Source organism: Polynucleobacter sp. MWH-UH19D (assembly GCF_040409795.1).
Classification (GTDB): Bacteria; Pseudomonadota; Gammaproteobacteria; order Burkholderiales; family Burkholderiaceae; genus Polynucleobacter.
The window spans coordinates 1071219-1096157 of sequence record NZ_CP099571.1 but is presented as its reverse complement, the minus strand read 5'-3'; the positions used below and the strand labels follow the sequence as shown (position 1 = coordinate 1096157).

The 24939-nt window shown below is 44.8% G+C and carries 20 protein-coding genes and 2 tRNA genes; 14 read left to right on the top strand and 8 right to left on the bottom strand.

Features of this window, described 5'->3' with window-relative positions:
* Nucleotides 1-28: 28 nt before the first annotated feature.
* The 6 genes from acs to NHB34_RS05535 all read left to right on the top strand — a co-directional run bounded on the left by acs (nt 29) and on the right by NHB34_RS05535 (nt 5094).
* The gene (acs, locus tag NHB34_RS05560; protein ID WP_353426648.1) at nt 29-2002 is read left to right on the top strand and encodes an acetate--CoA ligase; all 1974 of its coding nucleotides are present in this window, start codon (nt 29-31) and stop codon (nt 2000-2002) included.
* A gap of 59 nt (nt 2003-2061) precedes the next feature.
* Nucleotides 2062-2152: transfer RNA gene (locus tag NHB34_RS05555), tRNA-Ser, on the top strand.
* 117 nt (nt 2153-2269) lie between these two features.
* On the top strand, nt 2270-3985 hold the full coding sequence (locus NHB34_RS05550) for an amidohydrolase family protein (RefSeq protein ID WP_353426647.1): 1716 nt from the start codon (nt 2270-2272) through the stop codon (nt 3983-3985).
* A 33-nt stretch (nt 3986-4018) separates the two neighbouring features.
* Nucleotides 4019-4324: a YciI family protein gene (locus tag NHB34_RS05545; RefSeq protein WP_353426646.1), complete on the top strand. Its 306-nt coding sequence runs from the start codon at nt 4019-4021 to the stop codon at nt 4322-4324.
* 69 nt (nt 4325-4393) lie between these two features.
* Nucleotides 4394-4750, top strand: a complete 357-nt coding sequence (locus NHB34_RS05540) for a DUF6516 family protein (protein ID WP_353426645.1) — start codon at nt 4394-4396, stop codon at nt 4748-4750.
* Nucleotides 4747-5094: a winged helix DNA-binding protein gene (locus NHB34_RS05535; RefSeq protein WP_353426644.1), complete on the top strand. Its 348-nt coding sequence runs from the start codon at nt 4747-4749 to the stop codon at nt 5092-5094. Before NHB34_RS05540 ends, NHB34_RS05535 begins: the two co-directional genes overlap by 4 nt.
* A 2-nt stretch (nt 5095-5096) precedes the next feature.
* Here NHB34_RS05535 and NHB34_RS05530 read toward each other — a convergent pair whose 3' ends face one another.
* Nucleotides 5097-5687 (bottom strand): DUF1080 domain-containing protein, encoded by a 591-nt coding sequence (locus tag NHB34_RS05530; RefSeq protein ID WP_353426643.1) that lies wholly within the window; start codon nt 5685-5687, stop codon nt 5097-5099.
* 124 nt (nt 5688-5811) lie between these two features.
* Between NHB34_RS05530 and NHB34_RS05525 the strand changes: the two genes are divergently transcribed.
* The 4 genes from NHB34_RS05525 (at nt 5812) to nadB (ending at nt 12790) form a co-directional block, all read left to right on the top strand.
* Nucleotides 5812-6048 carry a hypothetical protein gene (locus NHB34_RS05525; RefSeq protein WP_353426642.1) on the top strand — a complete coding sequence of 79 codons (237 nt, stop codon included), beginning with the start codon at nt 5812-5814 and terminating at the stop codon, nt 6046-6048.
* 176 nt (nt 6049-6224) lie between these two features.
* Nucleotides 6225-8027: an NAD(P)H-dependent oxidoreductase subunit E gene (locus tag NHB34_RS05520; protein ID WP_353426641.1), complete on the top strand. Its 1803-nt coding sequence runs from the start codon at nt 6225-6227 to the stop codon at nt 8025-8027.
* A gap of 27 nt (nt 8028-8054) precedes the next feature.
* Complete coding sequence (gene fdhF, locus NHB34_RS05515) at nt 8055-10949, top strand: formate dehydrogenase subunit alpha (protein ID WP_353426640.1); 2895 nt, start codon at nt 8055-8057, stop codon at nt 10947-10949.
* 179 nt (nt 10950-11128) lie between these two features.
* Entirely contained in the window at nt 11129-12790 is a 1662-nt protein-coding gene (nadB, locus tag NHB34_RS05510; protein WP_353426639.1) for an L-aspartate oxidase, read from the top strand.
* Between the two features lie 16 nt (nt 12791-12806).
* On the opposite strand, the gene nadC is transcribed toward nadB, so the two are convergent.
* Genes nadC through pgi form a run of 4 tightly spaced genes read right to left on the bottom strand, consistent with a single transcriptional unit; the run spans nt 12807 to nt 17820 of the window.
* The gene (gene nadC, locus NHB34_RS05505; RefSeq protein ID WP_353426638.1) at nt 12807-13664 is read right to left on the bottom strand and encodes a carboxylating nicotinate-nucleotide diphosphorylase; all 858 of its coding nucleotides are present in this window, start codon (nt 13662-13664) and stop codon (nt 12807-12809) included.
* 50 nt (nt 13665-13714) lie between these two features.
* On the bottom strand, nt 13715-14842 hold the full coding sequence (gene nadA, locus NHB34_RS05500; RefSeq protein WP_353426637.1) for a quinolinate synthase NadA: 1128 nt from the start codon (nt 14840-14842) through the stop codon (nt 13715-13717).
* A 47-nt stretch (nt 14843-14889) separates the two neighbouring features.
* Complete coding sequence (locus NHB34_RS05495; protein WP_353426636.1) at nt 14890-16275, bottom strand: phosphomannomutase/phosphoglucomutase; 1386 nt, start codon at nt 16273-16275, stop codon at nt 14890-14892.
* 42 nt (nt 16276-16317) lie between these two features.
* Nucleotides 16318-17820, bottom strand: coding sequence for a glucose-6-phosphate isomerase (gene pgi, locus NHB34_RS05490; RefSeq protein ID WP_353426635.1), 1503 nt, complete (start codon nt 17818-17820; stop codon nt 16318-16320).
* Between the two features lie 113 nt (nt 17821-17933).
* Between pgi and NHB34_RS05485 the strand changes: the two genes are divergently transcribed.
* Together NHB34_RS05485 and NHB34_RS05480 are read left to right on the top strand one after the other, a co-directional pair.
* On the top strand, nt 17934-19070 hold the full coding sequence (locus tag NHB34_RS05485) for an NAD(P)/FAD-dependent oxidoreductase (RefSeq protein WP_353426634.1): 1137 nt from the start codon (nt 17934-17936) through the stop codon (nt 19068-19070).
* A 35-nt stretch (nt 19071-19105) separates the two neighbouring features.
* Nucleotides 19106-19193, top strand: a tRNA-Ser gene (locus NHB34_RS05480).
* A 12-nt stretch (nt 19194-19205) separates the two neighbouring features.
* Here NHB34_RS05480 and NHB34_RS05475 read toward each other — a convergent pair.
* Together NHB34_RS05475 and NHB34_RS05470 are read right to left on the bottom strand one after the other, a co-directional pair.
* The gene (locus NHB34_RS05475; RefSeq protein ID WP_353426633.1) at nt 19206-20117 is read right to left on the bottom strand and encodes a transporter; all 912 of its coding nucleotides are present in this window, start codon (nt 20115-20117) and stop codon (nt 19206-19208) included.
* Nucleotides 20118-20132: 15 nt separating this feature from the next.
* Nucleotides 20133-21068, bottom strand: coding sequence for a hypothetical protein (locus tag NHB34_RS05470; RefSeq protein ID WP_353426631.1), 936 nt, complete (start codon nt 21066-21068; stop codon nt 20133-20135).
* 40 nt (nt 21069-21108) lie between these two features.
* Here NHB34_RS05470 and NHB34_RS05465 point away from each other — a divergent pair, with 40 nt between their 5' ends.
* Complete coding sequence (locus tag NHB34_RS05465) at nt 21109-22569, top strand: HAMP domain-containing sensor histidine kinase (RefSeq protein WP_353426630.1); 1461 nt, start codon at nt 21109-21111, stop codon at nt 22567-22569.
* A 47-nt stretch (nt 22570-22616) separates the two neighbouring features.
* Here the strand turns inward: NHB34_RS05465 and NHB34_RS05460 are convergent, their stop codons facing one another.
* A complete protein-coding gene (locus tag NHB34_RS05460) occupies nt 22617-23843 on the bottom strand; it encodes a CoA transferase (protein WP_353426629.1) in 1227 nt (408 codons plus the stop codon).
* Between the two features lie 92 nt (nt 23844-23935).
* Here NHB34_RS05460 and NHB34_RS05455 point away from each other — a divergent pair, with 92 nt between their 5' ends.
* On the top strand, nt 23936-24937 hold the full coding sequence (locus NHB34_RS05455) for a tripartite tricarboxylate transporter substrate binding protein (RefSeq protein WP_353426628.1): 1002 nt from the start codon (nt 23936-23938) through the stop codon (nt 24935-24937).
* Nucleotides 24938-24939 lie beyond the last annotated feature (2 nt).

The following is a 24939-nucleotide window of genomic DNA, read 5'->3' as shown; positions in this document are numbered from 1 at the left end:
TTGTTTATTTAATAAAGGGCAGTGAAGCATGGAACCATTAAAGCAAGAAAACCGCATTTTTAACCCACCTGCAGACTTCGTTAAGAGTGCGGCCATTCCAGGTATGGATGCTTATAAAAAGCTTTGCGCTGAAGCTGAAAAAGATTATGACGGTTTCTGGGGTCGTCTCGCAAAAGAGAATATTTACTGGAAAAAGCCATTTACTAAGGTATTGGATGAGTCTAAGGCACCTTTTTATAAGTGGTTTGAAGATGGCACCACGAATGCTTCGTACAACTGTTTAGATCGTCAAGTTGAAGCTGGTCTCGGTGATAAGACAGCGATTATTTTTGAAGCAGACGATGGCACTGTAACTAAAGTGAGTTACAAAGAAATGCTTGAGCGTGTTTGCAAGATGGCAAATGCACTGCGCAATATGGGCATCAAGTCTGGTGACACGGTCATTATTTATATGGCTATGACTATTGAAGGTATTGTGGCAATGCAAGCATGTGCTCGTATTGGTGCAATTCACTCGGTAGTGTTTGGTGGCTTCTCTGCACAAGCTTTGCGTGACCGCATCATCGACGTTGGCGCGGTAGCAGTGATCACTGCTGATGGCCAGTATCGTGGTGGTAAGTCACTGCCATTAAAAGCAATTTGCGATGAAGCTCTTTCTACAGGCGAGTGCGGCAAAGTGAAGCATGTGATCGTGAGTAAGCGCACTGGTACTGCAATCGAGATGAAAGCAGGTCGTGATGTTTGGATGCAAGATATTGTTGCTAATGAGGCAACGACTTGTGAGCCTGAGTGGGTTAGTGCTGAACATCCCCTTTTTATTTTGTATACATCTGGTTCAACCGGCAAGCCAAAAGGAGTGCAGCACTCCACTGGCGGATACCTCCTGTGGGCAATTCTCACAATGAAGTGGACCTTCGATATCAAGCCAACCGATGTGTTCTGGTGTACTGCTGATATTGGATGGGTAACTGGCCACTCATATATTACTTATGGCCCGTTAGCAGTGGGTGCCACTGAGATTGTGTTCGAAGGCGTTCCAACTTATCCGAATGCTGGCCGTTTCTGGGACATGATCCAAAAGCACAAAGCAACGATTTTCTACACAGCGCCTACTGCGATTCGTTCCTTGATCAAGGCATCAAGTAATGATCAGGCCGTTCATCCTAAGAGTTATGACTTATCAAGCTTGCGTTTGTTAGGTTCAGTTGGCGAGCCAATTAATCCAGAAGCGTGGATATGGTATTACGAAAATGTAGGCAGCTCACGCTGCCCTATAGCTGATACTTTCTGGCAAACCGAAACGGGTGGTCACATGATCTCTCCATTGCCTGGCGCAACACCAATGATTCCAGGTTCCTGCACATTGCCATTACCTGGCATTCAGGCGGCGATTGTGGATGAAGCTGGTCATGATGTGCCAAACGGAAACGGCGGAATTTTAGTAGTGAAACGCCCATGGCCTTCTATGATCAGAACCATTTGGAATGATCCGGATCGCTTCGTGAAGTCTTATTTCCCGGAAGAGTTGGGTGGTAATCTTTACTTAGCTGGTGATGGCGCTATTCGCAATAAAGAAACTGGTTACTTCACCATTACCGGTCGTATTGATGACGTTCTAAACGTTTCTGGACATCGTATGGGTACGATGGAAATTGAATCTTGCTTGGTTGCAAATCCATTGGTTGCTGAAGCTGCTGTTGTGGGTCGTCCAGATGAGCTCACAGGTGAGGCAATTTGTGTGTTTGTGGTTCTCAAAGGCGGTCGCCCAACTGGTGAAGATGCTAAGAAGGTTGCAACAGAATTGCGTAACTGGGTTGGTAAAGAAATTGGTCCGATTGCCAAACCTAAAGATGTTCGCTTTGGTGATAACTTACCAAAGACCCGTTCAGGCAAGATCATGCGCCGTCTCTTGCGCGTGATCGCTAAGGGCGAGGAGGTCACTCAAGACACATCTACCTTAGAAAATCCAGCAATTTTGGAGCAACTTAAAGAGTCTCTCTAAGCTGTATTTGTCAGGATTTGGGGTAAAACCCTTTCGGCAATCGTATAATCTCCGGTTCCGGAAGGGTGGATGAGCGGTTTAAGTCACACGCCTGGAAAGCGTGCGTAGGTTAATAGCCTACCGCGGGTTCGAATCCCGCCCCTTCCGCCAAATGTTCTGAAACCACCTTAGGGTGGTTTTATTTTTTTTAGCTGAGATTGTTAAGTACATGTCTCAATATCCGCTATGCTTTCTGTATCTCAATTCATCACAATGAAGAGGCTTTAAATGAACCGACTTTTCCACGGAGCTTTACTCTTAATTGGCTTGCTGATCTGTTTGCGATTTGCTTATGCTGCCCCCAATCAAATTGCGGATACCATTTTTTATGGCGGACCAATTCTGACTGTTAATGCAAAAAATGCTGAGGTTCAGGCCTTGGCTATACAAAATGGAAAAATTGTTGCTGTTGGTGGTAAAGATGCTGTTGTAAAAAACTGGCAGGGTGCCAACACCAAGATCATTGACTTGCAAGGTCAAACGCTGATGCCTGGCTTTGTAGAGCCCCATATTCATATTGTGATGACAGCAATGACAGAAGTGCTTTGGCTAAACCTGTCAAACTTTACTCCTCAATATGACACCTTAGATACGCTTAGTCAAAAATTAAAGGAGAGATTAAAGACGCTGCCAAAGGGTCAGTGGTTAGGTGCTTTTGGAGTTGATCCATCTCGCACGCAACCTTTTATGGCTGAGTTGACCGCAGATGTTTTAGATAAAGTTTCAACTGAAGTGCCAATTGCAGTGATGAATCAATCGGGCCATATTTTGTATGTCAACCACAAGGCTCTCGAAGTTGCAGGCATTACAGACAAAACCCCCAACCCGGGCGATGGTGGAATTTACATGCGAGATGCTCAGGGCCGTCTAACAGGTGTGGTGGTTGAGCCATCAGCAATTTTGTCTACCCTCAAGCATGCGCCTGCTCCAACCGAAGCGGAATTAGCAGCAGCGATGCAAAAGACCGCGAAGCTGATTGCCTCTAAGGGTGTAACTACTTCAGCTGAAATCACCTTAGGTTTAATGTTGGGCTTGGATAATGAAGTAAAGCTATTTAATTCACTTGTACGTAGAGACGATTTTCCTTTGCGAGTTAGAGCGTATTTATATGGACCATTACTAGCAAACGGTACTAATGGTCTTAAGCCTAATGATGGCGACGATAAGCTGCGATACGTGGGCGTGAAGTTTGTTTCAGATGGCTCCACTCAGGGCATTACAGCAGCGCTCAATGAACCTTATATCTACCCCAAGGGAACAAAGTTTCGCGGTAATTTAGATTATGCCGATGATCAAATCTACAAGATGACTAAACCCATTTTTGATCAAGGCTGGCAAATTGCTACTCATGCCAATGGTGATCGGACGATTGAGCAGACGCTAAATACTTACGCTAAGTTATTAGCTAATTCTCCTGATCCAAAAGCTCGTCGTTTACGTATTGAGCATTTCACGATCAATACCCCAGGGCAAGTCAAGCGTGCAGTGAAGTTAGGAGTGATTCCAGGTTTTACTATCGGGCACGTTGATTATTGGGGTGAAGCCTTCCATGACAAGATCGTAGGCCCAGAGCGTGCAGATCGGATTGATCCATCTGGCTCTTTTAAGAGAGAGGGTGGACGATTTGCATACCATAGCGATTCCCCAGTATCAAATGTAGGACCTTTGAATTACATCTCAGAGGGAGCGGGTCGACTTTGGCAAAAAGAGCCCCGCAAAGTTTTAGGTCCTAACGAGCGCGTGTCAGTTGATGATGCGATTCGTGCGGTAACCATTAATGCTGCCTATGAAATGTTCTCTGATGATAAGGTTGGTAGTCTTGAGGTCGGCAAACAGGCTGACTTAGTGGTCTTGTCAGCAAACCCAAAGAAAACCCCTGTAGACCAAATTCGCAACATTCAGGTTAAAGAAACTTGGATTGATGGTAAAAAACAGAGTTGGTAACTAAGTAATAGAGCCCATGGCTAAGGAATAAATATGATTTTTGCTATTTTGTTAATGGATCGACCAGGCACTGCGGATTTGCGTGTAAAGGTACGTCCCGAGCATCGAGCTTATCTGGGTCAGCAAGCTGAGCGTATGGCGTTTGCTGGTCCTCTCACTTCTGAGGATGGTCAAACTGTTGTAGGTAGTCTATTGGTAATGGAGTTTCCAAATAGGGCGACAGTTGATGAGTGGTTGAGTAACGAGCCGTTCACAAAGGCTGGCGTTTATGAAAAACCGGTTATCCACGTTTTCAATAATATGTGGGCGCAAAAAGTGGGGTTTCCGCCAGCAGCATAACTTCGGCTTATCCATGTTGACGCATGGGTTGTCATTTTTGGTATATCATTAGTTGATATAGTATGGGAGATGAAAATTGAGGGCATCTCCACACTACTTGAATTACATCAACAGGTGATTGACCAAGAGGATGATTACTGGGTGAAAATAGATGCTTGGCAAGTAACTCCATCGGATGCTATTCCACATGGAATTCGCTATTCCTTAACCTTGCATAACCCTGCTGGTGAGCGAATTTTAGGATACGACAATGCGCATGCATTTAAAAGGCTAGGGTCATATGTCGGCAGAAAGCTTCCTTATGACCACAAGCATCGATACTCACTAGATCTCGTCACGAGGTACGTGTTCAAGGATGCCTATCAATTGCTCAGTGATTTCTTTATAGATGTAGATGCTGCACTAAAGATGGATAAGGTGAAATGAAAGTTATCAAAATTGGCATTGCGTCTCAGGCAGAGATACGTCAACGTATCTTGGCAATTGCAAAAGGGGAGCTTAAGGTTAAGTCTAGTGATCCTAAGATATGGTTTACTTCTATGCGATCATTAGCCCAAGTTCTTAGCGATGAGAATCGTGCATTATTGGATGTGATCCGATCATCCAAACCAGTATCTATTTCCGAGTTAGCGGAGATGACTGGACGTAAACAGGGAAACCTATCGAGGACCTTGAAAACGATGTCGAACTATGGCCTTGTAAAAATGCAAAAGCATAATAAGGCGCTCAGGCCAATGGCGTGTGGTGATCGAATCGAAATTTTTGTTTAAAACTAAATCGGTTTGATTTCTAGTTTTCTGAATTTCACAACACCGCCTGCAGACTGCAATGCAATTGGGCCCTCGGCAAAGCGGCTATCTTGTCCGTCGCCTACAGTCACAACACCATTGAGGCTAACTTTGAAATGCGACCCATTTGCCACAATTTCCATGGTGTTCCAACGGCTACCAGCTTTATGAATGGGATTAACCTTGGCAACATCCACTATGGCTCCTGTTGCATACGCTTGTTCAGGGCGTGTGTCCCAAATATTTATCTCATAGCAATTTGCTGCAGTGATTTTGTTGGGATCTTGGCAGCGTATAAAGATGCCACTATTAGTATTTGACTCCGCCCAAAACTCCGCTTTAATCACAAAGTTTTTGTAGGATTTAGCGCTTACTAAAAAGCCCATGGGCTTATTCCCTTCAATATTCCCTTTGCCAATAACCCAGCTAGCATTACCTACAATATTCCATCCATTTAGACTGACGCCATCAATAAGTTCTACATAGCCGTCCTGATTTTTTGCCATTACGGGGGCAGAAAGGGCAAGATGCAGGCAGAGCAATAAGAAGGCAATTTTTTTTGGGATGAATTTCATGAGAACTCCATTTTTGGATGTGATTAACTAATATCCATTGTTACTGACAAGAATTCAAGATAACAAGTACACGCTTTCCCTGAATTTAGGCTGGATGCTTATTGAAATCCATTAGACTTGCGTTATGAAATCATCAAAATTGCGCTTAACTTGGGTTGCTACTGTCTTTTTGGCTATTGGTTTAACTACAGGCTTGACCGCTTGCGGCTCAGTAGAGCAGGCTGCCCAAGATGATTGCACCTCCATTGGCTGGCAGATTGGCAGTAAGGGCTACCAAGAGTGCTACAAAGCAAGGCTTTATGAGCGCAAACTAGATTACTCCTTACCCCCGGGCGACAAGCCATCCCCCTCGCTGTTATAACTAGGGTTAACCCTTAGAATATCCCTACAAATCTCCCTTGAGCTCCGTCAAGGACTTGTGGGGCTAAATAACCCAAAATCTGCTGTTATTAAGCAAAAAACCCTATTTTTGGGGAAACTCTCATTGGTGCAATTTAAATAAAACTAATTACATAAAAAAATAAGAGACGACAAATTATGAATCACCCAAAGCCTTCTAAGGAAGTCAGTGCTGTAGCAGTTGCTACCGCAGAGGATTTGCGGGAGACCATTCGACGCAAAAGCAAATTAAAGGGTCGTCAAGCAGACGATGCTTCAATTGCCGAAGTGCGACAGTTAATTGGTAACGCCCCTCATCGTCGTGATTTATTAATTGAAAACTTACACAAACTAAATGATGAATATCGTGCATTGCATGATCGTCATTTGGTGGCTCTGGCAAAAGAAATGAATTTGCCGATGTCTGAAGTCTACGAAGTTGCGACGTTTTATCACCACTTTGAAGTGGTACGTGGCAATGATCCAGTGGCCGATATCACTGTGCGCGTATGCGATGGTGTTGCATGTGAGTTAGCGGGTGCACATAATCTATTGACTAAGCTACCTGCAATCTTGGGTAATTCGAATGTGAAAGTGGTGGCAGCGCCTTGCGTAGGGCGTTGTGAGCAGGCCCCAGTGGCCGTAGTGCATCAATATCCAGTGATATTCGCTACTGCAGATAAGGTAAAGGCAGCAGTAAACAACAAACTCACCACTCAACCCTTGGCTAAAGATGATGCGGTATTTGAGCCAGCAGAATTGGCTCAAAAGAGCGTTTCACCTCAGGGCGAGAATCAAGCAATTTCACCCGACTATGTTGGTTATGAAGCTTACCGCGCTAAGGGCGGTTATGTATTAGCAAAAGAAATTGTCGATAGCAAACGGGATGCGGAGAGCATCATCAAGGCTATGGAAAATTCTGGCTTGCGCGGTTTGGGTGGCGCAGGCTTCCCAGCTGGACGCAAGTGGCGGATTGTGAAAGATCAGGCAGCGCCCAAGCTAATGGCAGTCAATATTGACGAGGGTGAGCCAGGCACATTTAAAGATCGCACCTACCTTGAACGTGACCCACATCGCTTCTTGGAAGGGCTATTAATTGCTGCCAATGTAGTAGGTATTGATGCTTGCTACATCTATTTGCGTGACGAATATCACGGTTGCCGTGAGTTGCTCGAGAAAGAATTAGCCAAACTTAAAGCTAATCCGCCATTTGCTATTCCCAATATTGAATTGCGCCGCGGTGCTGGTGCCTACATCTGTGGTGAAGAGTCCGCCATGATTGAAAGCATTGAGGGTAAACGTGGTGAACCGCGTATGCGTCCTCCGTACATTGCGCAAGTTGGTTTGTTTGGTCGACCAACGCTCGAGCATAACTTTGAAACTTTGTATTGGGTGCGCGATATTGTGCAGCGTGGTCCAGAGTGGTTTAGCTCTTATGGTCGCCACGATCGTAAAGGCTTGCGTAGTTACAGTGTTAGTGGTCGCGTTAAAAATCCTGGCGTGAAGCTAGCCCCAGCCGGCATCACTATTCAGGAACTCATTGATGAATACTGTGGTGGCATGCAAGATGGTCATCAGTTTTATGGTTACTTGCCCGGTGGTGCCTCTGGCGGTATCTTGCCGGCAACAATGAATGATATTCCGCTCGACTTTGATACTTTGCAGCCTTATGGATGTTTCATTGGCTCTGCTGCTGTGATGGTATTTAGCAGTCAAGATAAAGCTCGCGATATGGCACTTAACGTCATGCACTTTTTTGAACATGAGAGCTGCGGTCAATGCACGCCATGTCGTGTAGGAACAGGTAAAGCCGCTAAGCTCATGCAAGCGAAATCTTGGGATCAAGAGACTCTAGAAGACTTGGCGACTGTAATGGTTGATGCTTCGATCTGTGGTTTAGGTCAAGCAGCACCAAACCCAATTCGTTGTATTCATAAATATTTCCCACAAGAAATTGCATAAAAAAGAACAGGGAAGAGCGAGACACATATGAACGCACCAACCAATCCAAAAGAACTTGAATTGCAGACTGTCGAATTTAAATTAGATGGTAAGACCATTGTTTCCTATGAAGGCGAAACAATTCTCAAGGCTGCAAAACGTCATGGCATTGATATTCCGCATCTCTGCTTTAAAGATGGCTATCGTCCAGATGGCAACTGCCGTGCTTGCGTAGTTGAAATTAATGGAGAACGAACATTGGCACCAAGTTGCTGTAGAACTGCTACCGCAGGCATGGAAGTCAAAGCCAATAGTGAGCGAGCTCTGAAGAGTCAGAAGCTTGTTTTAGAGATGCTGCTCTCCGATATGCCGGATGAAGGGTTTAAGTGGGTAGGCGAATCAAGTGAGGCAGAGCAAAAACATCAACATGGTGAGCTCAGTACTTGGGCGGCGCGCATGGATGTGACTGTACGTCCGGAACTCAAAGCATTGCGACGTGAAAAAGTCAGCAATGATCTTTCGCACCCAGCGATGGCAGTCAACTTGGATGCCTGTATACAGTGCAATCGTTGCGTTCGTGCTTGTCGTGAAGAGCAGGTAAACGATGTAATTGGTTACGCAATGCGTGGCGCTCATAGTGAAATTGTGTTTGATCTAAATGATCCAATGGGCGAGAGCACTTGTGTTGCATGTGGAGAATGTGTACAAGCCTGCCCAACAGGCGCATTGATGCCTAAAGGTTTGATTGGTTCTCAAGCGGTTGATCGTAAAGTCGACTCTGTCTGTCCGTTCTGTGGTGTGGGTTGCCAAATTACCTACAACGTGAAGAATGAGAAGATTGTGAGTGTTGAGGGCCGTGATGGGCCGGCTAATCACAATCGTTTATGTGTCAAAGGACGCTTTGGTATGGATTACATCCATAACCCACAGCGTCTAACAAAGCCGCTGATTCGCAAACCTGGTGTACCCAAAGACGAGTCCATTTTGGAAGGCAAGCAAGATTGGTCAGATATCTTCCGTGAGGCAAGTTGGGAAGAGGCCCTGGATTTCGCGGGCGGAAAATTAAAAGAACTCAAAGATAAGCATGGTCTGAAAGTATTAGCGGGCTTTGGTTCCGCTAAAGGCAGTAATGAAGAGGCTTACTTATTCCAAAAGCTTGTTCGTACCGGATTTGGTAGCAATAACGTCGACCATTGCACTCGTCTTTGTCATGCCTCATCTGTTGCTGCGCTCTTAGAGGGTGTCGGTTCGGGTGCGGTAAGTAACCAAGTCAACGATGTAGAGCATTCTAGTTTGATCATGTTGATTGGGTCCAATCCAACGGCTAATCATCCGGTTGCTGCAACCTGGTTTAAGAATGCCGCTAAGCGTGGCACTAAGTTGGTACTGTGTGATCCTCGTAAAACAGAGATTAGTAAACATGCATGGCGGACCATGCAGTTCAAGCCTGATACTGATGTGGCAATGCTCAATGCCATGATCTACACGATTATTGAAGAGGGTTTAGCTGACAAAGACTTTATCGCTAACCGCGCAAACAACTTTGACGCCCTGAAAGAGAATATCAAAGGCTATAGTCCAGAAGCAATGGCGCCGATCTGTGGTATTCCAGCTGAGACTTTGCGTGAAGTAGCTAGAGAGTTTGCTACCACTAAATCGGCAATGATTTTATGGGGCATGGGTGTTAGCCAGCACGTTCACGGCACGGATAATGCTCGTTGCTTAATTGCGCTAGTAAGTATCACTGGCCAAATTGGCAAGCCAGGCTCAGGTTTACATCCACTGCGTGGCCAAAATAATGTTCAAGGCGCCAGTGATGCTGGATTGATTCCAATGATGTTCCCAAACTATCAGCGTGTTGATAACCCAGAAGCTCATGCTTGGTTTGAGAAGTTCTGGAATACGCCACTTGATAAGAAGCCTGGATACACTGTTGTTGAAATTATGCATAAGATCACTTCGCCCGATAGTGACCCTGACAAAATCCGCGGTATGTATGTCGAAGGTGAAAATCCAGCGATGAGCGACCCGGATTTAAATCATGCACGACATGCATTAGCTTCTCTTGAGCATTTGGTGGTACAAGATATTTTCATGACCGAGACTGCACTGTTGGCAGACGTCGTATTACCCGCTAGCGCTTGGCCAGAGAAAGTCGGTACTGCTAGCAATACCGATCGTATGGTGCAAATGGGCAGAAAAGCGGTTGAGCCACCTGGTGATGCAAGAGCGGATCTGTGGATCATTCAAGAAATTGCAAAACGTATGGGTCTTAATTGGAATTATCAAGGCCCTGACGCCGGAGTTGCAGAAGTGTATGAGGAGATGCGGCAAGCAATGCATGGCGCAATTAAAGGGATTACATGGGATCGTTTGGAGAAAGAGTCTAGTGTTACTTATCCTTGCTTATCTCTAGAAGATCCAGGCCGTCCAATCGTATTTGACGATGAATTTGCAACGCCCGATGGCAAGGTGAAACTCGTTCCTGCAGATATTATTCCAGCCAATGAGCGCCCAGATTCTGAATACCCATTTGTATTAATTACAGGTCGACAACTTGAGCATTGGCATACTGGTAGTATGACGCGTCGTGCAACTGTGCTTGATGCAATTGAGCCAATGGCAACAGTCTCAATGAATGGTGAGGATATGACTCAGCTTGGCGTTTCCGCTGGTGATGTGATTACCGTACAGTCTAGACGTGGTGAGGTCGGCATTCATGTTCGTAGAGATGATGGGACCCCAAGAGGAGTTATCTTTATCCCATTTGCGTACTATGAGGCTGCTGCAAATCTGATAACCAATCCAGCTTTAGACCCCTTTGGTAAGATTCCAGAGTTTAAGTACTGCGCAGTCAAGCTCACTAAAGGTGGCGAGCCATCCAAAGTGGTTGGCTACGGGACAAATGCTCCAAACGGACCCATGCTAACAGTGAATGTTTAAGGACTTTGCCAACCTACTAAAAATGCCGTCTTCATGACGGCATTTTTACTTTGACAACCCTCATTCTTGATGGTGGTTTGAGACTGGTTCATCTGGAACCTGTCGGATCCCATGAAAATTTCTACAGGGATATGAAGGGATAAACACTTTCCTTAATTGCCCCTTAAAATAACCCTCTTATGGCCAGTTTTAATTCTTCAACTCAAGCTCAAAGTACTCAAAATGAGTTGCCCGTTCTTATTATTGGGGCAGGTCTTGCGGGTTTAACCGTGGCTTTGCATATGGCAGAGAATCAGCCTGTCATTTTGATGGCAAAGCGTGGTTTAGGGGAGGCAGCAACAGCTTGGGCTCAAGGAGGTATTGTTGGCGTTGTCGATAAAGAGCATGACAGTATTGATGCTCACGTTGCTGATACCTTAAATGCTGGTGCTGGCTTGGTTGTCGAATCTACCGCGCGCTATATCGCTGAGGAGAGTGCGCAGGCGATTAAATGGTTGGTTGAACAGGGTGTGCCATTTACTGAAGATAAATCAGGACCGATGGGCTTGCATTTGACGCGTGAGGGTGGACACAGCCATCGACGCATTGCCCATGCTGCAGATGCAACAGGAAAAGCGATTCATGAAGTATTGCTTGATAAAGCAAAAGCTCACAAAAACATCCAGATTTTGGAGCATTGGATCGCCCTAGATCTCATCACCAATCGACAATTGGATCTAAAAACCCAGCGAACTCAACCCAATCGCTGTTATGGTGTCTATGCTCTCGATATTAAAAATAATCGCGTTGAGACGATTGCCGCAAAGTCAGTAGTACTTGCTACTGGAGGGGTTGGTAAGGTATATCGTTACACCAGCAATCCAGATACTGCGACAGGTGATGGTATTGCGATGGCATGGCGAGCAGGTTGTCGTGTAGGCAATATGGAATTTATTCAGTTTCATCCAACATGTTTGTATCACCCTAGCGACCGCACATTTCTCATTACTGAAGCCATGCGTGGTGAAGGCGGGTTGCTAAAACTGCCTGATGGTACGCGTTTTATGCCAGCACATGATGATCGCAAAGAGTTGGCACCGCGTGATATTGTGGCTCGCGCTATTGACTTTGAGATGAAAAAACACGGATTAGATTATGTGCATCTAGATGCAACGCATTTGGGTGAGGCATTTATCAAAGAGCATTTTCCAATGATCTATGCGCGTTGTTTAAGTCTTGGGTTGGATATCACCAAAGAGCCGATTCCTGTTGTGCCAGCTGCTCACTATACCTGCGGTGGTGTAGTTACTGACCTAAAGGGGCGCACGGATTTGCCTGGGCTTTATGCAGTAGGCGAGGCAACCTATACCGGCCTTCATGGAGCGAATCGACTTGCAAGTAATTCGCTTTTGGAGTGCGTGGTGATTGGTAAGGCTGCAGCCGAAGATATTTCGGCGCTCAAAACTTTGGCGATGCCAGAATTACCGCTTTGGGACGAGAGTCAAGTTGAAGATGCTGATGAGCAGGTTGTGATTTCTCACAATTGGGATGAATTGCGCTCATTGATGTGGAACTATGTTGGTATCGTACGAACCAATCGAAGATTAGAGCGTGCCTTGCATCGCATTAAGTTATTGCGTTATGAAGTGCAAGAGTATTACGCTAACTTTAAAGTGACACGGGATTTGATAGAGTTGCGTAACTTGCTTGAATGCGCTGAATTGATTGTGCGATCAGCCCTGATGCGTCGAGAGAGTAGGGGTCTTCATTACAGTCGTGACTATCCAGGTACTTGGGCAGTGTCATACCCTACGATTTTGACCCCTCAGGTTGAGAGCGTGGAAAATTTGCAAGAAGGTTAAGTTTAAGGTGTGCACTCTAGCCTAGAATTCTCATCGAGAAATCTACTGCGATAACATCTTTGGTCAGTTTTCCAAGGGAGATACGATCAACGCCTGTGGCTGCAATTGCTCGCATTTGATCTAAGTTAATGCCACCAGAGGCTTCCAGTAAGGCGCGGCCAGCAGCGATAGCCACTGCTTCTTTCATCTGATCAGTTGTGAAGTTATCAATCAATATACTTTTTGCACCTGCAGCTAGCGCTTCCTCTAGCTCGGAAAAATTTTCCACTTCAATTTGAATATCTACGCCGGAATTTAGGGCTAGTGCATTCTTAAGTGCAGCAGTCACGCTGCCAGCAGCTGCAATGTGATTCTCTTTAATCAAAATGCCGTGCCACAAGGCTAGGCGTTGGTTTTGACCTCCGCCAATACGTACTGCATATTTTTGGGCTTGGCGTAATCCAGGAATGGTTTTGCGAGTATCTAGTACAGCGCAACCTTTTGCATTAGGGCTGGCGCCCGAGATTGCCTCTACGTATTGACGAGTAATGGTCGCAGTCCAAGATAGGGTTTGTAAAAAATTAATGCAAGTACGCTCTGCTGACAAAAGCGCTTGCGAGTCAGCATTAATGTCGCAAACTTTGCTATCGGCCTGCATGAAGTCACCCTCAATGTAGTGCCATGTGATTTTTGCCTTAGGATCAAGTCTTCTTAAGGTGCCCTCAAACCAATCAACGCCACATAGAACAGCATCTTGTCGAACAATTAATTGTGCTTGTACGGGTTTATTTGGAACGAGTTTGGCGGTCCAGTCGCAAACGCCAATATCTTCCATTAAGGCATCATGAATATTGCGTTGACGAGCTTGTTCTAAGGTTTCGTTGTGATCAAACATGAAGTGAGGATTAAATGGACGCCGACGTGCTGAATATGGATATTAAACAATTAAGCGGCGCCAATATTTTTGACAAAACCATGTTGCGCTTTTGCTAATAATTCAGGGTGATTGGTAGTGAAGTCTAGCATGCGTTCGATGCAGCCCAAGGCTTGAGTGCGAATAGGTTCATTTACAAATATTTCTCCAGATGCATTTTCTAAACAATTCAGAATGCCTTGTAAACCATTCATAGCCATCCATGGGCAGTGTGCACAACTTTTGCAGGTGGCGCTATTTCCTGCGGTAGGGGCTTCAATGAGTTTCTTATTGGGTGCTAATTGACGCATGCGGTGCAGGATACCTTTATCGGTCGCCACGATGTATTCAGTGGCTTTACCTTCCACAACAGCTTTGATCATGGCGGAAGTTGAGCCTACAACATCGGCCAAATCAACTACTGCTTGCGGAGATTCTGGGTGGACTAGAATCTTGGCATCCGGATGGGCTGTTTTCAGAATCTCCAATTCAGCCGCTTTAAACTCATCATGGACAATGCATGCCCCATTCCATAGCAACATGTCGGCACCTGTTTGCTCTTGTATGTAGCGACCTAAATGGCGATCAGGTGCCCAAAGAATTTTTTTGCCATCTACTTTGAGTTGATGAACAATTGCAAGTGCGCAAGAGCTAGTGACCATCCAATCAGCTTGAGCTTTCACTGCAGCACTGGTATTCGCATAGACCACAACTACACGATCTGGATGTAACGCTCGAAATTTTGCAAAATCATTAGCATCACAACCCAAATCAAGCGAGCACGTAGCGTCAAGGTCAGGCATGAAGATCCGTTTCTCAGGGCTCAAAATTTTAGCCGTTTCACCCATAAATCGAACACCAGCAACGATTAGATTTTTGGCTGAATGATTTTTACCAAAGCGTGCCATCTCTAAAGAGTCGGCAACAAATCCACCCGTTGATAAGGCTAAATCTTGAATATCACCATCTACATAGTAGTGGGCAATTAAAGCAGCATCTTTCTCGATCAATAGTTGCTTAATGCGATTAACGACGACTGCCTTTTCAGAGGCGGCTAGATGCGATGGAACTTTAGCCCAAGCTTGTGCAGTACAGGTGACTCCCGCAGAGTCTTGCTGCGGGTAATCAAAGGAAATGGGGGTGCTAACAGTTGTGCTCATGCCAAATCATAATCCAATGGATATCGTTATGCAGGGAGCATGAAACACTAAAACGGCAATTTTGCATCTGGTTTGGCTGCAAGTAATGCGGCTTTAAATTCCCCTTGAATACGTGCAATCGCTTCTTCATTGTCCGCCTCAAAGCGCATCACTACTACAGGGGTTGTATTGGATGGTCTGGCTAGACCAAAACCATCAGCATATTCAACACGCACACCATCAATCGTATTAATCGATTGAGAAGTGGGGAATGTGGCATTGGCTTTAATAACTTCAAGCAATTCAAATGGCTCACCTTCAGCACAGGCCAGTTGCAATTCCGGAGTGCAGATAGCGTTTGGTAGGTCATTCAATATTTTGCTTGGGTCTTTTACCTTTGAGAGGATCTCTAGCAAACGTGCGCCTGTATAAAGGCCATCATCAAAACCAAACCAACGATCTTTAAAGAAAATATGCCCAGACATTTCACCAGCAAGAGGGGCACCAGTTTCTTTGAGTTTTGCTTTCACTAAAGAGTGCCCGGTTTTCCACATCAAAGGCTCGCCCCCATGTTGCGTCACCCAATTGGCGAGGTTGCGGGTGCATTTGACATCATAAATAATCTGACCACCAGGATTTCGCGATAGAACATCTTCAGCAAATAGCATCATCTGACGATCAGGGAATATAACTTGACCATCTTTAGTGACCACTCCCAATCTGTCAGCATCACCATCAAACGCAAGCCCCAGCTCATTGTCAGTGGTCTGAAGATTTTTGATGAGATCTTGAAGATTCTCAAGGTGCGCTGGGTCCGGATGGTGGTTGGGAAATTTTCCATCCACTTCGCAAAAGAGCTCTTGCACTTCACACCCGAGCGCTGTAAATAACTTGCCAGCGAAAGCGCCACCTACACCATTGCCACAGTCCACGGCAATTTTCATAGGGCGGGCTAATTTCACATCGCTGACAATGCGCTCTAAGTACATTGGAAAGATGTCAAAAGTAGTGCGAGCGCCATGACCGGCAGCAAATTGTTTAGCTTCAATACGCTTGCGGAGAGCTTGAATTTGATCGCCGTAAATTGCTGCGCCACCCAGAACCATCTTAAAGCCGTTGTAATTGGGTGGATTATGACTTCCCGTAATCATGATTCCTGATTTGGGGGATTTACCATTGAGTACTTGATTAGCGCCAAAGTAGACCATGGGCGTGGCGACCATTCCCAAATCGATCACATGAACTCCAGTTGAAAGTAGCCCCTCTGTTAGGGCATCAATCAAGCTAGGTCCAGAGAGGCGACCATCCCGACCAATCACAATCTCTGTTTCACCAAGTTCGCGCATCTCAGTGCCAAAGGCCTGGCCTATTAGCTTGGCAATCGATGGATCTAAAGTTTGGTCGATGATTCCGCGAATATCGTAAGCCTTGAAGATTGAAGGGGAGAGTTCCATGAAAAAACCTTTAAATAACTGTCGTGTAGACCGCTCGGTAGACTAAGAATTTAATAAATTAATACGTGCAGCAGTAACGGCATCGATGCTATCGCTTGCATCAATATGTTGAGAACCGCTATCAAGTGCCTTTTCAATTGGCTTTGCCAAAATTTTGCCGTACTCTACACCCGGTTGATCAAAACTGTTGATATTCCAAAGTGCGCCTAATGTCGCGGCGCGGTTTTCGTAAAGAGCAAGAAGCGCGCCTAAGTAATAAGCATTGAGTTCAGGTAATAGCAATAAATTGCTAGGGCGCTTTCCAGGATAAACATCATTTGGATTGTTGGCATGCTTGCCATGGGCTAAAGCCTGAGCTTGCGCTAAGCAGTTTGAAAGCAAAATACGATGATGTGCAGTAGCTTCTGGTCTATTGCTCATCGGTTTGCGAACCGCAATGAAGTCAATCGGAATTACCTCAGGGCCCTGGTGAAATAGCTGAAAATAAGAGTGCTGCGCATTACTGCCAGCACTGCCAAAAACCACTGGTGATGAGTGCTTAACAGGCTTGCCATCTTTGCCAATACTCTTGCCGTTACTCTCCATATCGAGTTGCTGCAACCATTTTGGAAACCAATCTAGTGCATCTGCATACGGAATTGCAGCGTAAGATTTAATGTCGTATTTTTCTTGTTGATGCAAAAGCGCAAGCGCCATAATGACCGGAAGGTTATCTTCTAAAGGCGAATTTCTAAAATGCAAATCCATTGCATGCGCACCCGCTAAGAATTCCTCAAAAGTTTTGAATCCATATTGCAATGCGATGGGTAAACCAACAGCAGACCAAACTGAGTAACGGCCGCCAACCCAATCCCAAAATGGGAATATATGCTCTTCATCAATGCCAAAAGATTTAGCGACCGAGATATTGGCGGTAACCGCGAATAAGACTTTGTTAATCTGACTTTGTGTTAGCCCACTGTTTTTAAGCCAAGCTACTACGGCTTTTGCATTCATGGTGGTTTCTAAAGTAGTGAATGACTTAGAGACGATGATGACCCGCGTGCTATGTGGAAGTGCGTGGGTAAGGATGCGGGCTAATTCAGCGGTATCAATATTGGCTAAGAAGTGCATGCGCATTCCACGACTCTCGATATTAGATACGTGAGCCAAAGCTTCAATTGTCAAACGAGGCCCAAAGTCAGAGCCGCCAATGCCAATGTGAATGACATCTGTTACGCCAACCCACTGATTGCATAAGGCATCCATCCGTTGCCAGACTTTGGTGACGGATGGCATGACATCTTGACCATCTAAAATGACTGGTGTTTTGGAGAGATTACGCAAGGCAGAATGAAGTGCAGGACGATCTTCACTTTGATTGACGTGTTTGCCGCTGAATAGGTCTGTAATGAATTCAGGTAGGCGAGATTTTTTTGCAAATGAAAATAGCTCTTGCCACTCAAGTTCGCTGATATTTTGATATGCGGTATCTAAAACGATGTCCGCAGCCGCGTGAGAGGTAGTCGGTAGATCTTTCGCTATTTGCATGGGCTTTGAAGACATGGGCTGATTTTATCAAGAACCCTATAAAAACACCCTAAAACACTGAAAATGTTAGGATTTCACTATATTTAGAAATAAACCACTAATAATTCAAAAATAAGGCGAGACAAGTAATGGAGCAGGTGGATTGCGTCGTCATTGGCGCTGGCGTAGTGGGTTTGGCCGTTGCCAGGGAGATGGCATTGCAAGGTCGCGAAACCATTTTGCTCGAACGAGAGAATGCCTTCGGCACGATTAGTAGCGCCAGAAATAGCGAAGTCATTCACGCTGGTATTTATTACCCAAAAGATTCTCTTAAAGCCAAGCTTTGCGTGCAAGGCAATCATCTCTTATATGAATATTGTCGTGACCATCAAGTTGCCACCCAGCCTTATGGCAAATTGATTGTTGCCAGCGATGAGGCGCAGATAGATGATTTGCGAGCTATTTTGTATAAAGCCCAAAACAATGGTGTTCCTGAGATTAAATTCATTTCAGGGGAAGAGGCTAAGGCTCTAGAGCCAAATCTCAAATGCTCCGCCGCAATTTTGTCATCAACCACTGGGATTGTTGATAGCCACGGCTATATGCTCTCTTTATTAGGTGGATTTGAGGATGCGGGTGGTATGGTGGCTTATCAATCACCACTGATTAGTGCAAAGCCTATTGGAGACAAAGCACAAAACGGTTACCTATTAGAGGTTGGTGGAGCTGATGGCATGCAAATTCAAACTCAGCTGCTAATCAACTGCGCTGGCATAAGTGCGCCAGCGGTTGCGCAAAAAATTGAGGGTTTATCAAAAGAGCAAATACCCAAAGCCTATTTTGCAAAAGGAAATTATTTTTCCCTTTCTGGAAAATCACCATTTAATCATTTAATTTACCCAATTCCAGAACCCGGCGGATTGGGTGTGCATTTAACCTTAGATATGGGTGGTCAAGCCAAGTTTGGGCCAGATGTTGAGTGGCTCAACATTGATCTAGAAGATCAAATTGATTACACCGTGGACCCAAAGCGCGGCGATGGTTTCTATGAAGCGGTAAGGCGCTATTGGCCCGGTTTAAAAGATGGTTCTTTGCAGCCAGATTATTCAGGAGTGAGGGCCAAAATTGTTCCGCCCAACTCCCCGGCTGGAGATTTTTGCTTCAGCACCCCCCAGGAGCACAAAATGCAGGGGCTCTATAACCTATATGGCTTTGAGTCCCCAGGACTTACCTCTAGTCTTGCCATAGCAAGGTATTTAGAGGCTCAAATCAAAAGTTCTTTATAATTATGGTCTTGAATCAATCGCGATTCACATGATACGGAAGAGTGGCAGAGCGGTTGAATGCACCAGTCTTGAAAACTGGCGACTGTAATAGGTCCGTGAGTTCGAATCTCACCTCTTCCGCCAATCTCTCAATACTCAAAATTCAACCGAGTATCGTGCAAGAAGAAGTCTTGATTGCATAAAGCCATTTTTGATTTCCATGTCACGACCATATTGCAATGAGAATCTGCCAATTGGTGTGTGTGCTTGACCGCTAAGTAGATAACGTTGAGTATTGATCACATTGTTTTGATATTGATTGTTGATCAAGGTGGCACCCCCAGCTACATAAAAATACGTCACAGCAACGGTGTAGATTTGGTTGATCTTGTAGATTGGTCCAACCTGAATCGTTGTCAAAGGTTTTTGAGTAAGCGACTGATTGGTTGTAGATCCGCATAAGGCGGCACACTGACTATTACCACCGTACCACATGGTATCAACCGCTATGGCAGCATCAACACTATCTACGATAGGTCTCTGAAATCCCATTTGTATGTCTGATTTATAGCGATTTTCACCAACATTAAATACAGTTTGGTTTGAATATTTACTGGTTGGCATTAAAAAGTAACCTGCGACACCAAGATAGGTTCTTGACTCCCGATTAGAGTAGGGCCAAATTGCGGTGGCAAGTGAAATATCGCCAAACCCAGTATCACCTGCATAAGGGCTTAATGAGCCTGCGGTAGTAATGCTGCCGTAGGGAAGCTGTACATAAGAGACGCCTGGAAGGCTAGCAATTTCATAGGTGGTAGAAACTCTGGCGAATGCAGCATTAGTATCAATGACGGGGTTGCCATATGGCCTAGTAGTCACTACTGAGCCATTCTTATAAAAAGTAGTGTTCTGGCTATTTTGATAAGACAGACTTAAATAATTCTTATTAGGCAATGGCGCAACGATGTCGTTGGGTTGAAGATCAACGCCATAGGCGCTACCGCACCACAAAGCCAAGAATAGCAGTGATGCAAGGCCATTTAGAGATGCGGGAATATATCGCTTCATGCTTACTTGTTTCTACTAGAAGCTCGCAGCCAATCCAATCGAAGTTCCATGTACGTTTAGACCAAATTGATAGCGAAAGACTAAGCGAATTCTGCTAAAAATTGGATCTGAAGCGCTTCTATCTAGTTCAATACCTGTGCCGACTGATGAGAGAGAATTAAATCCTAATGCGCCACGTAAATCCCCCAAAAATTCTGTATGAGCTAACTCAAATACTGCGCGCAATGGTCGATCTAATAGGGTAACTGGTGTGGGCACTCTGCTGCGAGCCCATATTGCGACGCTCTGAGAGTCGGCTGAACCTTGAACCGCTGTGGAGGAGTCAAAAGTTCTCACGGGTATATTCGTGTAGCGTAGTTCTACATCAATTTCTTGGTTAGGCATGTAGTTTTCATAATCCAACATCACCGATCCACCAAGGCCATAAGAATTCATGCGACCGCCATTTAGAAATTGCATATCAACGCCAGTACGATTCTCGATAATACGTGATGCAATAGATAGATCACTTTCTAGGTGACCCAACATGACGTTGGCAATTGGTCTAAAGCGTAATTCATCTGTTATTGGAAAGTCCCAGCCTATGCCTCCTGTTCCAGTAATACTATTCCAATGTACGGGCACATTCAGAGCATTATTACCGATACCATCAGTAAAGCTGGGGTTGTAGCGATTGATGGCTAATGTACCCTCTAAATAGAGTGGAAAGTTTGCGCTGATACGGTCTCCTCCGCCAAGAGAGATCATCTGCAAGTCAGAGTTATCTCCGCCATTTCTGATTGATAAAGAGCCTGTGGTGACATCTGGAGTTAGCGAGTAACCAGTAATTGTCATGAAGGCATCCGCTCTCTTTTTGAGGTAATTATTAGCTGCGTTATTGAGGCTTAGCTGGGCGTAGGCAGAATTTAAGCAAAGCAGTGTTGATGCGGTGAATTGGAGGAATAAGCGCATTAAATACATTTACAAGGATTTTAGTCATTAGCTAGGCTCGATGTACGATAGCGGTATGAAACTATTGCTAGCCCTCTATTTTTTTATTCTGGCCGTTATTCAGATGGGCTTGTTTTTTGGTATTTACCACTACTATCGATCGCAATATAGAGTTAAGACAAGCCCTTATTGGTTAGGTTCTTTGTTAGCAAGTGTGCTAGCACTATTTATTTTTGGTAGCGGTATTTTGGTAATTGATGATATCGCCAATCCTCAATTCAACTTCACCATTGGCAATACTTTGTTTTACGTTGCTGCCGCTTTACAGGGTCTATTTTGTTTATCTTTAAATAAACCTGTCTCCCGATTTCTTAAGGTCAGCTTTGTTGTTTCTACGATTGCATTTTTTATTGTTTTTGAATGGATGCGTGGCGCATGTACGTTTGAAATCCGCACAGCTTTCATGTGCATCATTGCCAGTATTTTTTACATATGGCAAATATTAGAAATCAAACAAAAAAGAAGAGAAGAGCCATCAAGTCAGCTGGCATATATGCAGTATGCGAGTTCTGCAGAATTATTTTTTGCACTCGGACGCCTATTTATCGTAGTTGCATCCTCTTTTACTATTCGCCAAGTTGAGCAGATTCCGCAAATCTTGATTTTATTTACCATTACTCAGTTGGTAATGAATACGCTCTCATACATAGCCATAGGTGGATATTGGTCTGAAAAGATTGCCTTTGCCAATGCCGAGTCTCGGCATGAAAACGAGGAGATTAAGAGTCTGCTTCAAGAAAGAGAGGCTCTCATAGGTTCTTTATTAAAGGCTAACAAAACTGCAAGTACTGGAGCCTTATCGGCATCGATTGCTCATGAATTGAATCAACCGCTGGGGGCATCCAGCTTGAATATTCAATTCTTACAAAAGAAATTAACTCAAGGTGATTTAAGTTTAGATACTCATAAGGAAATTTTGGAAACCTTGCTTGCTGATAATCAACGTGCCGCCAATATTATTCGTTCATTGCGATCAATTTTCTCAGAGGGTGATGCCACAAACACCGAGATAGAAATGGGTGATTTAATTAGCTCAGTGTTGAGTATTGCTAAACCAGAAATACACTCAAAAAACATTCAAGCTGTTCTGAATATTGAACCGAGTTTGGCATTGAATGCTGACTCAAGTGAAATTCAACAGTTATTACTGAATTTGATTAATAACGCCATACAGGCTTTAGTTGCCGCGAATCGAGCTCACAAGCAATTGGCGATTACAGCATTAAAAGATGGTGATGAAATAGAGGTTTCTATTGCGGACAATGCCGATGGCATTCCTCTTGAGGCTCAGAGCCATCTATTTGAGTTGCTTGCTACTAACAAGCAAACAGGCATGGGTTTAGGATTGTGGTTGTGTAAACATATCGTTACTAGACATGGCGGCTCTATCCGTTTTGAGCCAAACGAAGGTGGCGGCGCAAAGTTTATTTTTCGCTTACCGATTTATCCTCGGGGTGGTTAAGCCAATTTCATTTCAAGATGGATTGCTAGTCAAAAAATAAAACGTGACTAAGGTGCAAATGCGCCACCAGCCTCAAGAGCTCTCAACTCATCGCCGGCTATGCCCAACTCTGCTAGCAATTCGGCATTATGTTCCCCCAGTAGCGGTGGATGTTTGCGAACTTGTTGTGGTGTGCCCATCATCTTGACGGCAAAACCAATATTAGGGACTTTGCCCTCTATTGGATGATCAATCTCCATGCGCATCTTACGATGCTTGCCATGCTCGCTATCAAATGCTTCGGGATAGGTATTGATTGGTCCGGCTGGAATGCCTTCTGCTAGCAGTTCATCAACCCACTGAACGCATGATTTGGTGACAAACGTTTTTTCTAATTCGGATGCGAGTTCGAGGCGATTGGCTAAGCGCAATGGATTGGTCTTGAAACGAGCATCTTCAATTAATTCTGGCCTGCCTATCTTGTCACATAGCAGTTTCCATAATTTTTGATTGGTTGCGCCCATCACAAAGTAGCCATCAGAAGCTTTCATAGCTTGGTAGGGAGCGCTCATGTGATTGGCTGTGCCCAGTTTATAAGGCTCTATGCCAGTTCCCCAATACTGCGCTGTATCCCAAATCGAAAACGCTAATGCAGAATCAAATAGCGAAGCATCAATAAATTGACCTTCACCCGTGTTGGTTTTGCCGATATAGGCGGACAAAATGCCATAGACCGCAAAGAGGGCGCAACCAATATCTGCTACTGGAACGCCTGCTTTCACTGGCGGACCATCGGGATAGCCAGTGACGCTCATGACACCAGACATGGCTTGTGCCATTAAGTCAAATCCAGGGCGATCTGCCCAAGGACCGCTTTGGCCAAACCCAGAAATACTCGCATAGACCAGGCCTGGATTGATTTTCTGTAATGATGGGTAATCGATGCCAAGTTTTTTCATAACGCCAGGTCGGTAATTCTCGACCAAGATGTCGGCGGATTTAACTAGTTCAAAGAATATTTTTTTACCTGCCTCAGTTTTGAGATTTAAGGTAAGGCTGCGCTTATTGCGATTCATATTCAAAAAGCCCATACTATCTGAGCCCTTCATCTTGAATCCCATAGCTCCACGGGTTTGGTCGCCTGTACCAGGCGGCTCAATTTTGATGACATCTGCGCCTAAGTCGGCAAGTAGCATGCAGCAATAGGGACCAGCCATGACTTGGCTGACATCAAGGACGCGGACTCCTGAAAGGGGAAGGGGCCTAGACAGACCCTCTGTAGGTGTTTTCGTCATTGTCTCAATCGTTTTTATGTGTTTAGAATCAACATCTAATGGTATCAAACACTATAAAACAGAAATAAAAGAATCCTGGAGACTATATTTTTATGAATGCTTCACTGCCTCTACTAAGCAAAACAACTGTTCTGCGCACATTTTTTTCGCTGTCATTATTGGCATTGGCCAACATTGGCTTTGCACAACAAGCTTTTCCAACAAAACCAATTCGCTTGGTTGTAGGTTTTGCGCCAGGTGGTGGCACTGATATTGTGGCCCGAGCGATTGCCCCGAAAATGGGCGAGGTTTTGGGTCAAAGCGTTATTGTTGAAAATAAATCTGGTGCAGCAGGAACAATTGCCGCAGACCAAATTGCTAAATCCACTCCAGATGGCTACACCTTGTTGGTGGGGCACTCTAATTCCAATGCGATTGCTCCCTTTGTCTTAACAAATGTTCCGTACAACCCAGCAACTGATTTCACGCCAATTACCTATTTAGGTTATGTGCCCAACGTATTGGTTGTGAAATCATCGTTGCCAGTCAATTCCGTATCCCAACTGATTGCATTAGCCAAAGCTAACCCAGGTCAGATGACCTATGGTTCATCGGGTATTGGTAGCACTCAACATCTAGCTGGAGCGCTGTTTGCCAAAATTGCTGGTATTCAAATTAATCATGTGCCATACAAAGGTAGTGGCCAGGCTATTATTGATTTGCTAGGCGGTCAAATCACAATGAACTTTGATACTTTGCCACCGAACTTACAGCAAATTAAAGATGGCAATTTAAAAGCTTTGGCGATTTCTACACCAAAACGTTTATCAATATTGCCTAATGTTCCAACCTTTAATGAAGTCGGTATTGTTGGATTTGATGTAACTAACTGGTACTCAGTCATGGGTCCAAAAGGCATGGACCCTGCGGTGGTCAGTAAGATTGATCAGGCAGTTAAAGCAGCAATGGCAGATCCTCAGATTAAGAAGACCCTAGATTCACAAGGTTTGCAACCAGAGGGTCCGGCAACGCCAGCAGCCTTTGGCTTGTTCTTGAATGCTGAGCTACAAAAATATCAACGTTTGGTAAAAGGCCTCAACATTAAAGCTGAGTAGAT

Coding starts and splice junctions, on each gene's coding strand:
- acs (WP_353426648.1), top strand. CDS start 29: ATGGAACCATTAAAGCAAGAAAACCGCATTTTTAACCCACCTGCAGAC.
- NHB34_RS05550 (WP_353426647.1), top strand. CDS start 2,270: ATGAACCGACTTTTCCACGGAGCTTTACTCTTAATTGGCTTGCTGATC.
- NHB34_RS05545 (WP_353426646.1), top strand. CDS start 4,019: ATGATTTTTGCTATTTTGTTAATGGATCGACCAGGCACTGCGGATTTG.
- NHB34_RS05540 (WP_353426645.1), top strand. CDS start 4,394: ATGAAAATTGAGGGCATCTCCACACTACTTGAATTACATCAACAGGTG.
- NHB34_RS05535 (WP_353426644.1), top strand. CDS start 4,747: ATGAAAGTTATCAAAATTGGCATTGCGTCTCAGGCAGAGATACGTCAA.
- NHB34_RS05530 (WP_353426643.1), bottom strand. CDS start 5,687: ATGAAATTCATCCCAAAAAAAATTGCCTTCTTATTGCTCTGCCTGCAT.
- NHB34_RS05525 (WP_353426642.1), top strand. CDS start 5,812: ATGAAATCATCAAAATTGCGCTTAACTTGGGTTGCTACTGTCTTTTTG.
- NHB34_RS05520 (WP_353426641.1), top strand. CDS start 6,225: ATGAATCACCCAAAGCCTTCTAAGGAAGTCAGTGCTGTAGCAGTTGCT.
- fdhF (WP_353426640.1), top strand. CDS start 8,055: ATGAACGCACCAACCAATCCAAAAGAACTTGAATTGCAGACTGTCGAA.
- nadB (WP_353426639.1), top strand. CDS start 11,129: ATGGCCAGTTTTAATTCTTCAACTCAAGCTCAAAGTACTCAAAATGAG.
- nadC (WP_353426638.1), bottom strand. CDS start 13,664: ATGTTTGATCACAACGAAACCTTAGAACAAGCTCGTCAACGCAATATT.
- nadA (WP_353426637.1), bottom strand. CDS start 14,842: ATGAGCACAACTGTTAGCACCCCCATTTCCTTTGATTACCCGCAGCAA.
- NHB34_RS05495 (WP_353426636.1), bottom strand. CDS start 16,275: ATGGAACTCTCCCCTTCAATCTTCAAGGCTTACGATATTCGCGGAATC.
- pgi (WP_353426635.1), bottom strand. CDS start 17,820: ATGTCTTCAAAGCCCATGCAAATAGCGAAAGATCTACCGACTACCTCT.
- NHB34_RS05485 (WP_353426634.1), top strand. CDS start 17,934: ATGGAGCAGGTGGATTGCGTCGTCATTGGCGCTGGCGTAGTGGGTTTG.
- NHB34_RS05475 (WP_353426633.1), bottom strand. CDS start 20,117: ATGAAGCGATATATTCCCGCATCTCTAAATGGCCTTGCATCACTGCTA.
- NHB34_RS05470 (WP_353426631.1), bottom strand. CDS start 21,068: ATGCGCTTATTCCTCCAATTCACCGCATCAACACTGCTTTGCTTAAAT.
- NHB34_RS05465 (WP_353426630.1), top strand. CDS start 21,109: ATGTACGATAGCGGTATGAAACTATTGCTAGCCCTCTATTTTTTTATT.
- NHB34_RS05460 (WP_353426629.1), bottom strand. CDS start 23,843: ATGACGAAAACACCTACAGAGGGTCTGTCTAGGCCCCTTCCCCTTTCA.
- NHB34_RS05455 (WP_353426628.1), top strand. CDS start 23,936: ATGAATGCTTCACTGCCTCTACTAAGCAAAACAACTGTTCTGCGCACA.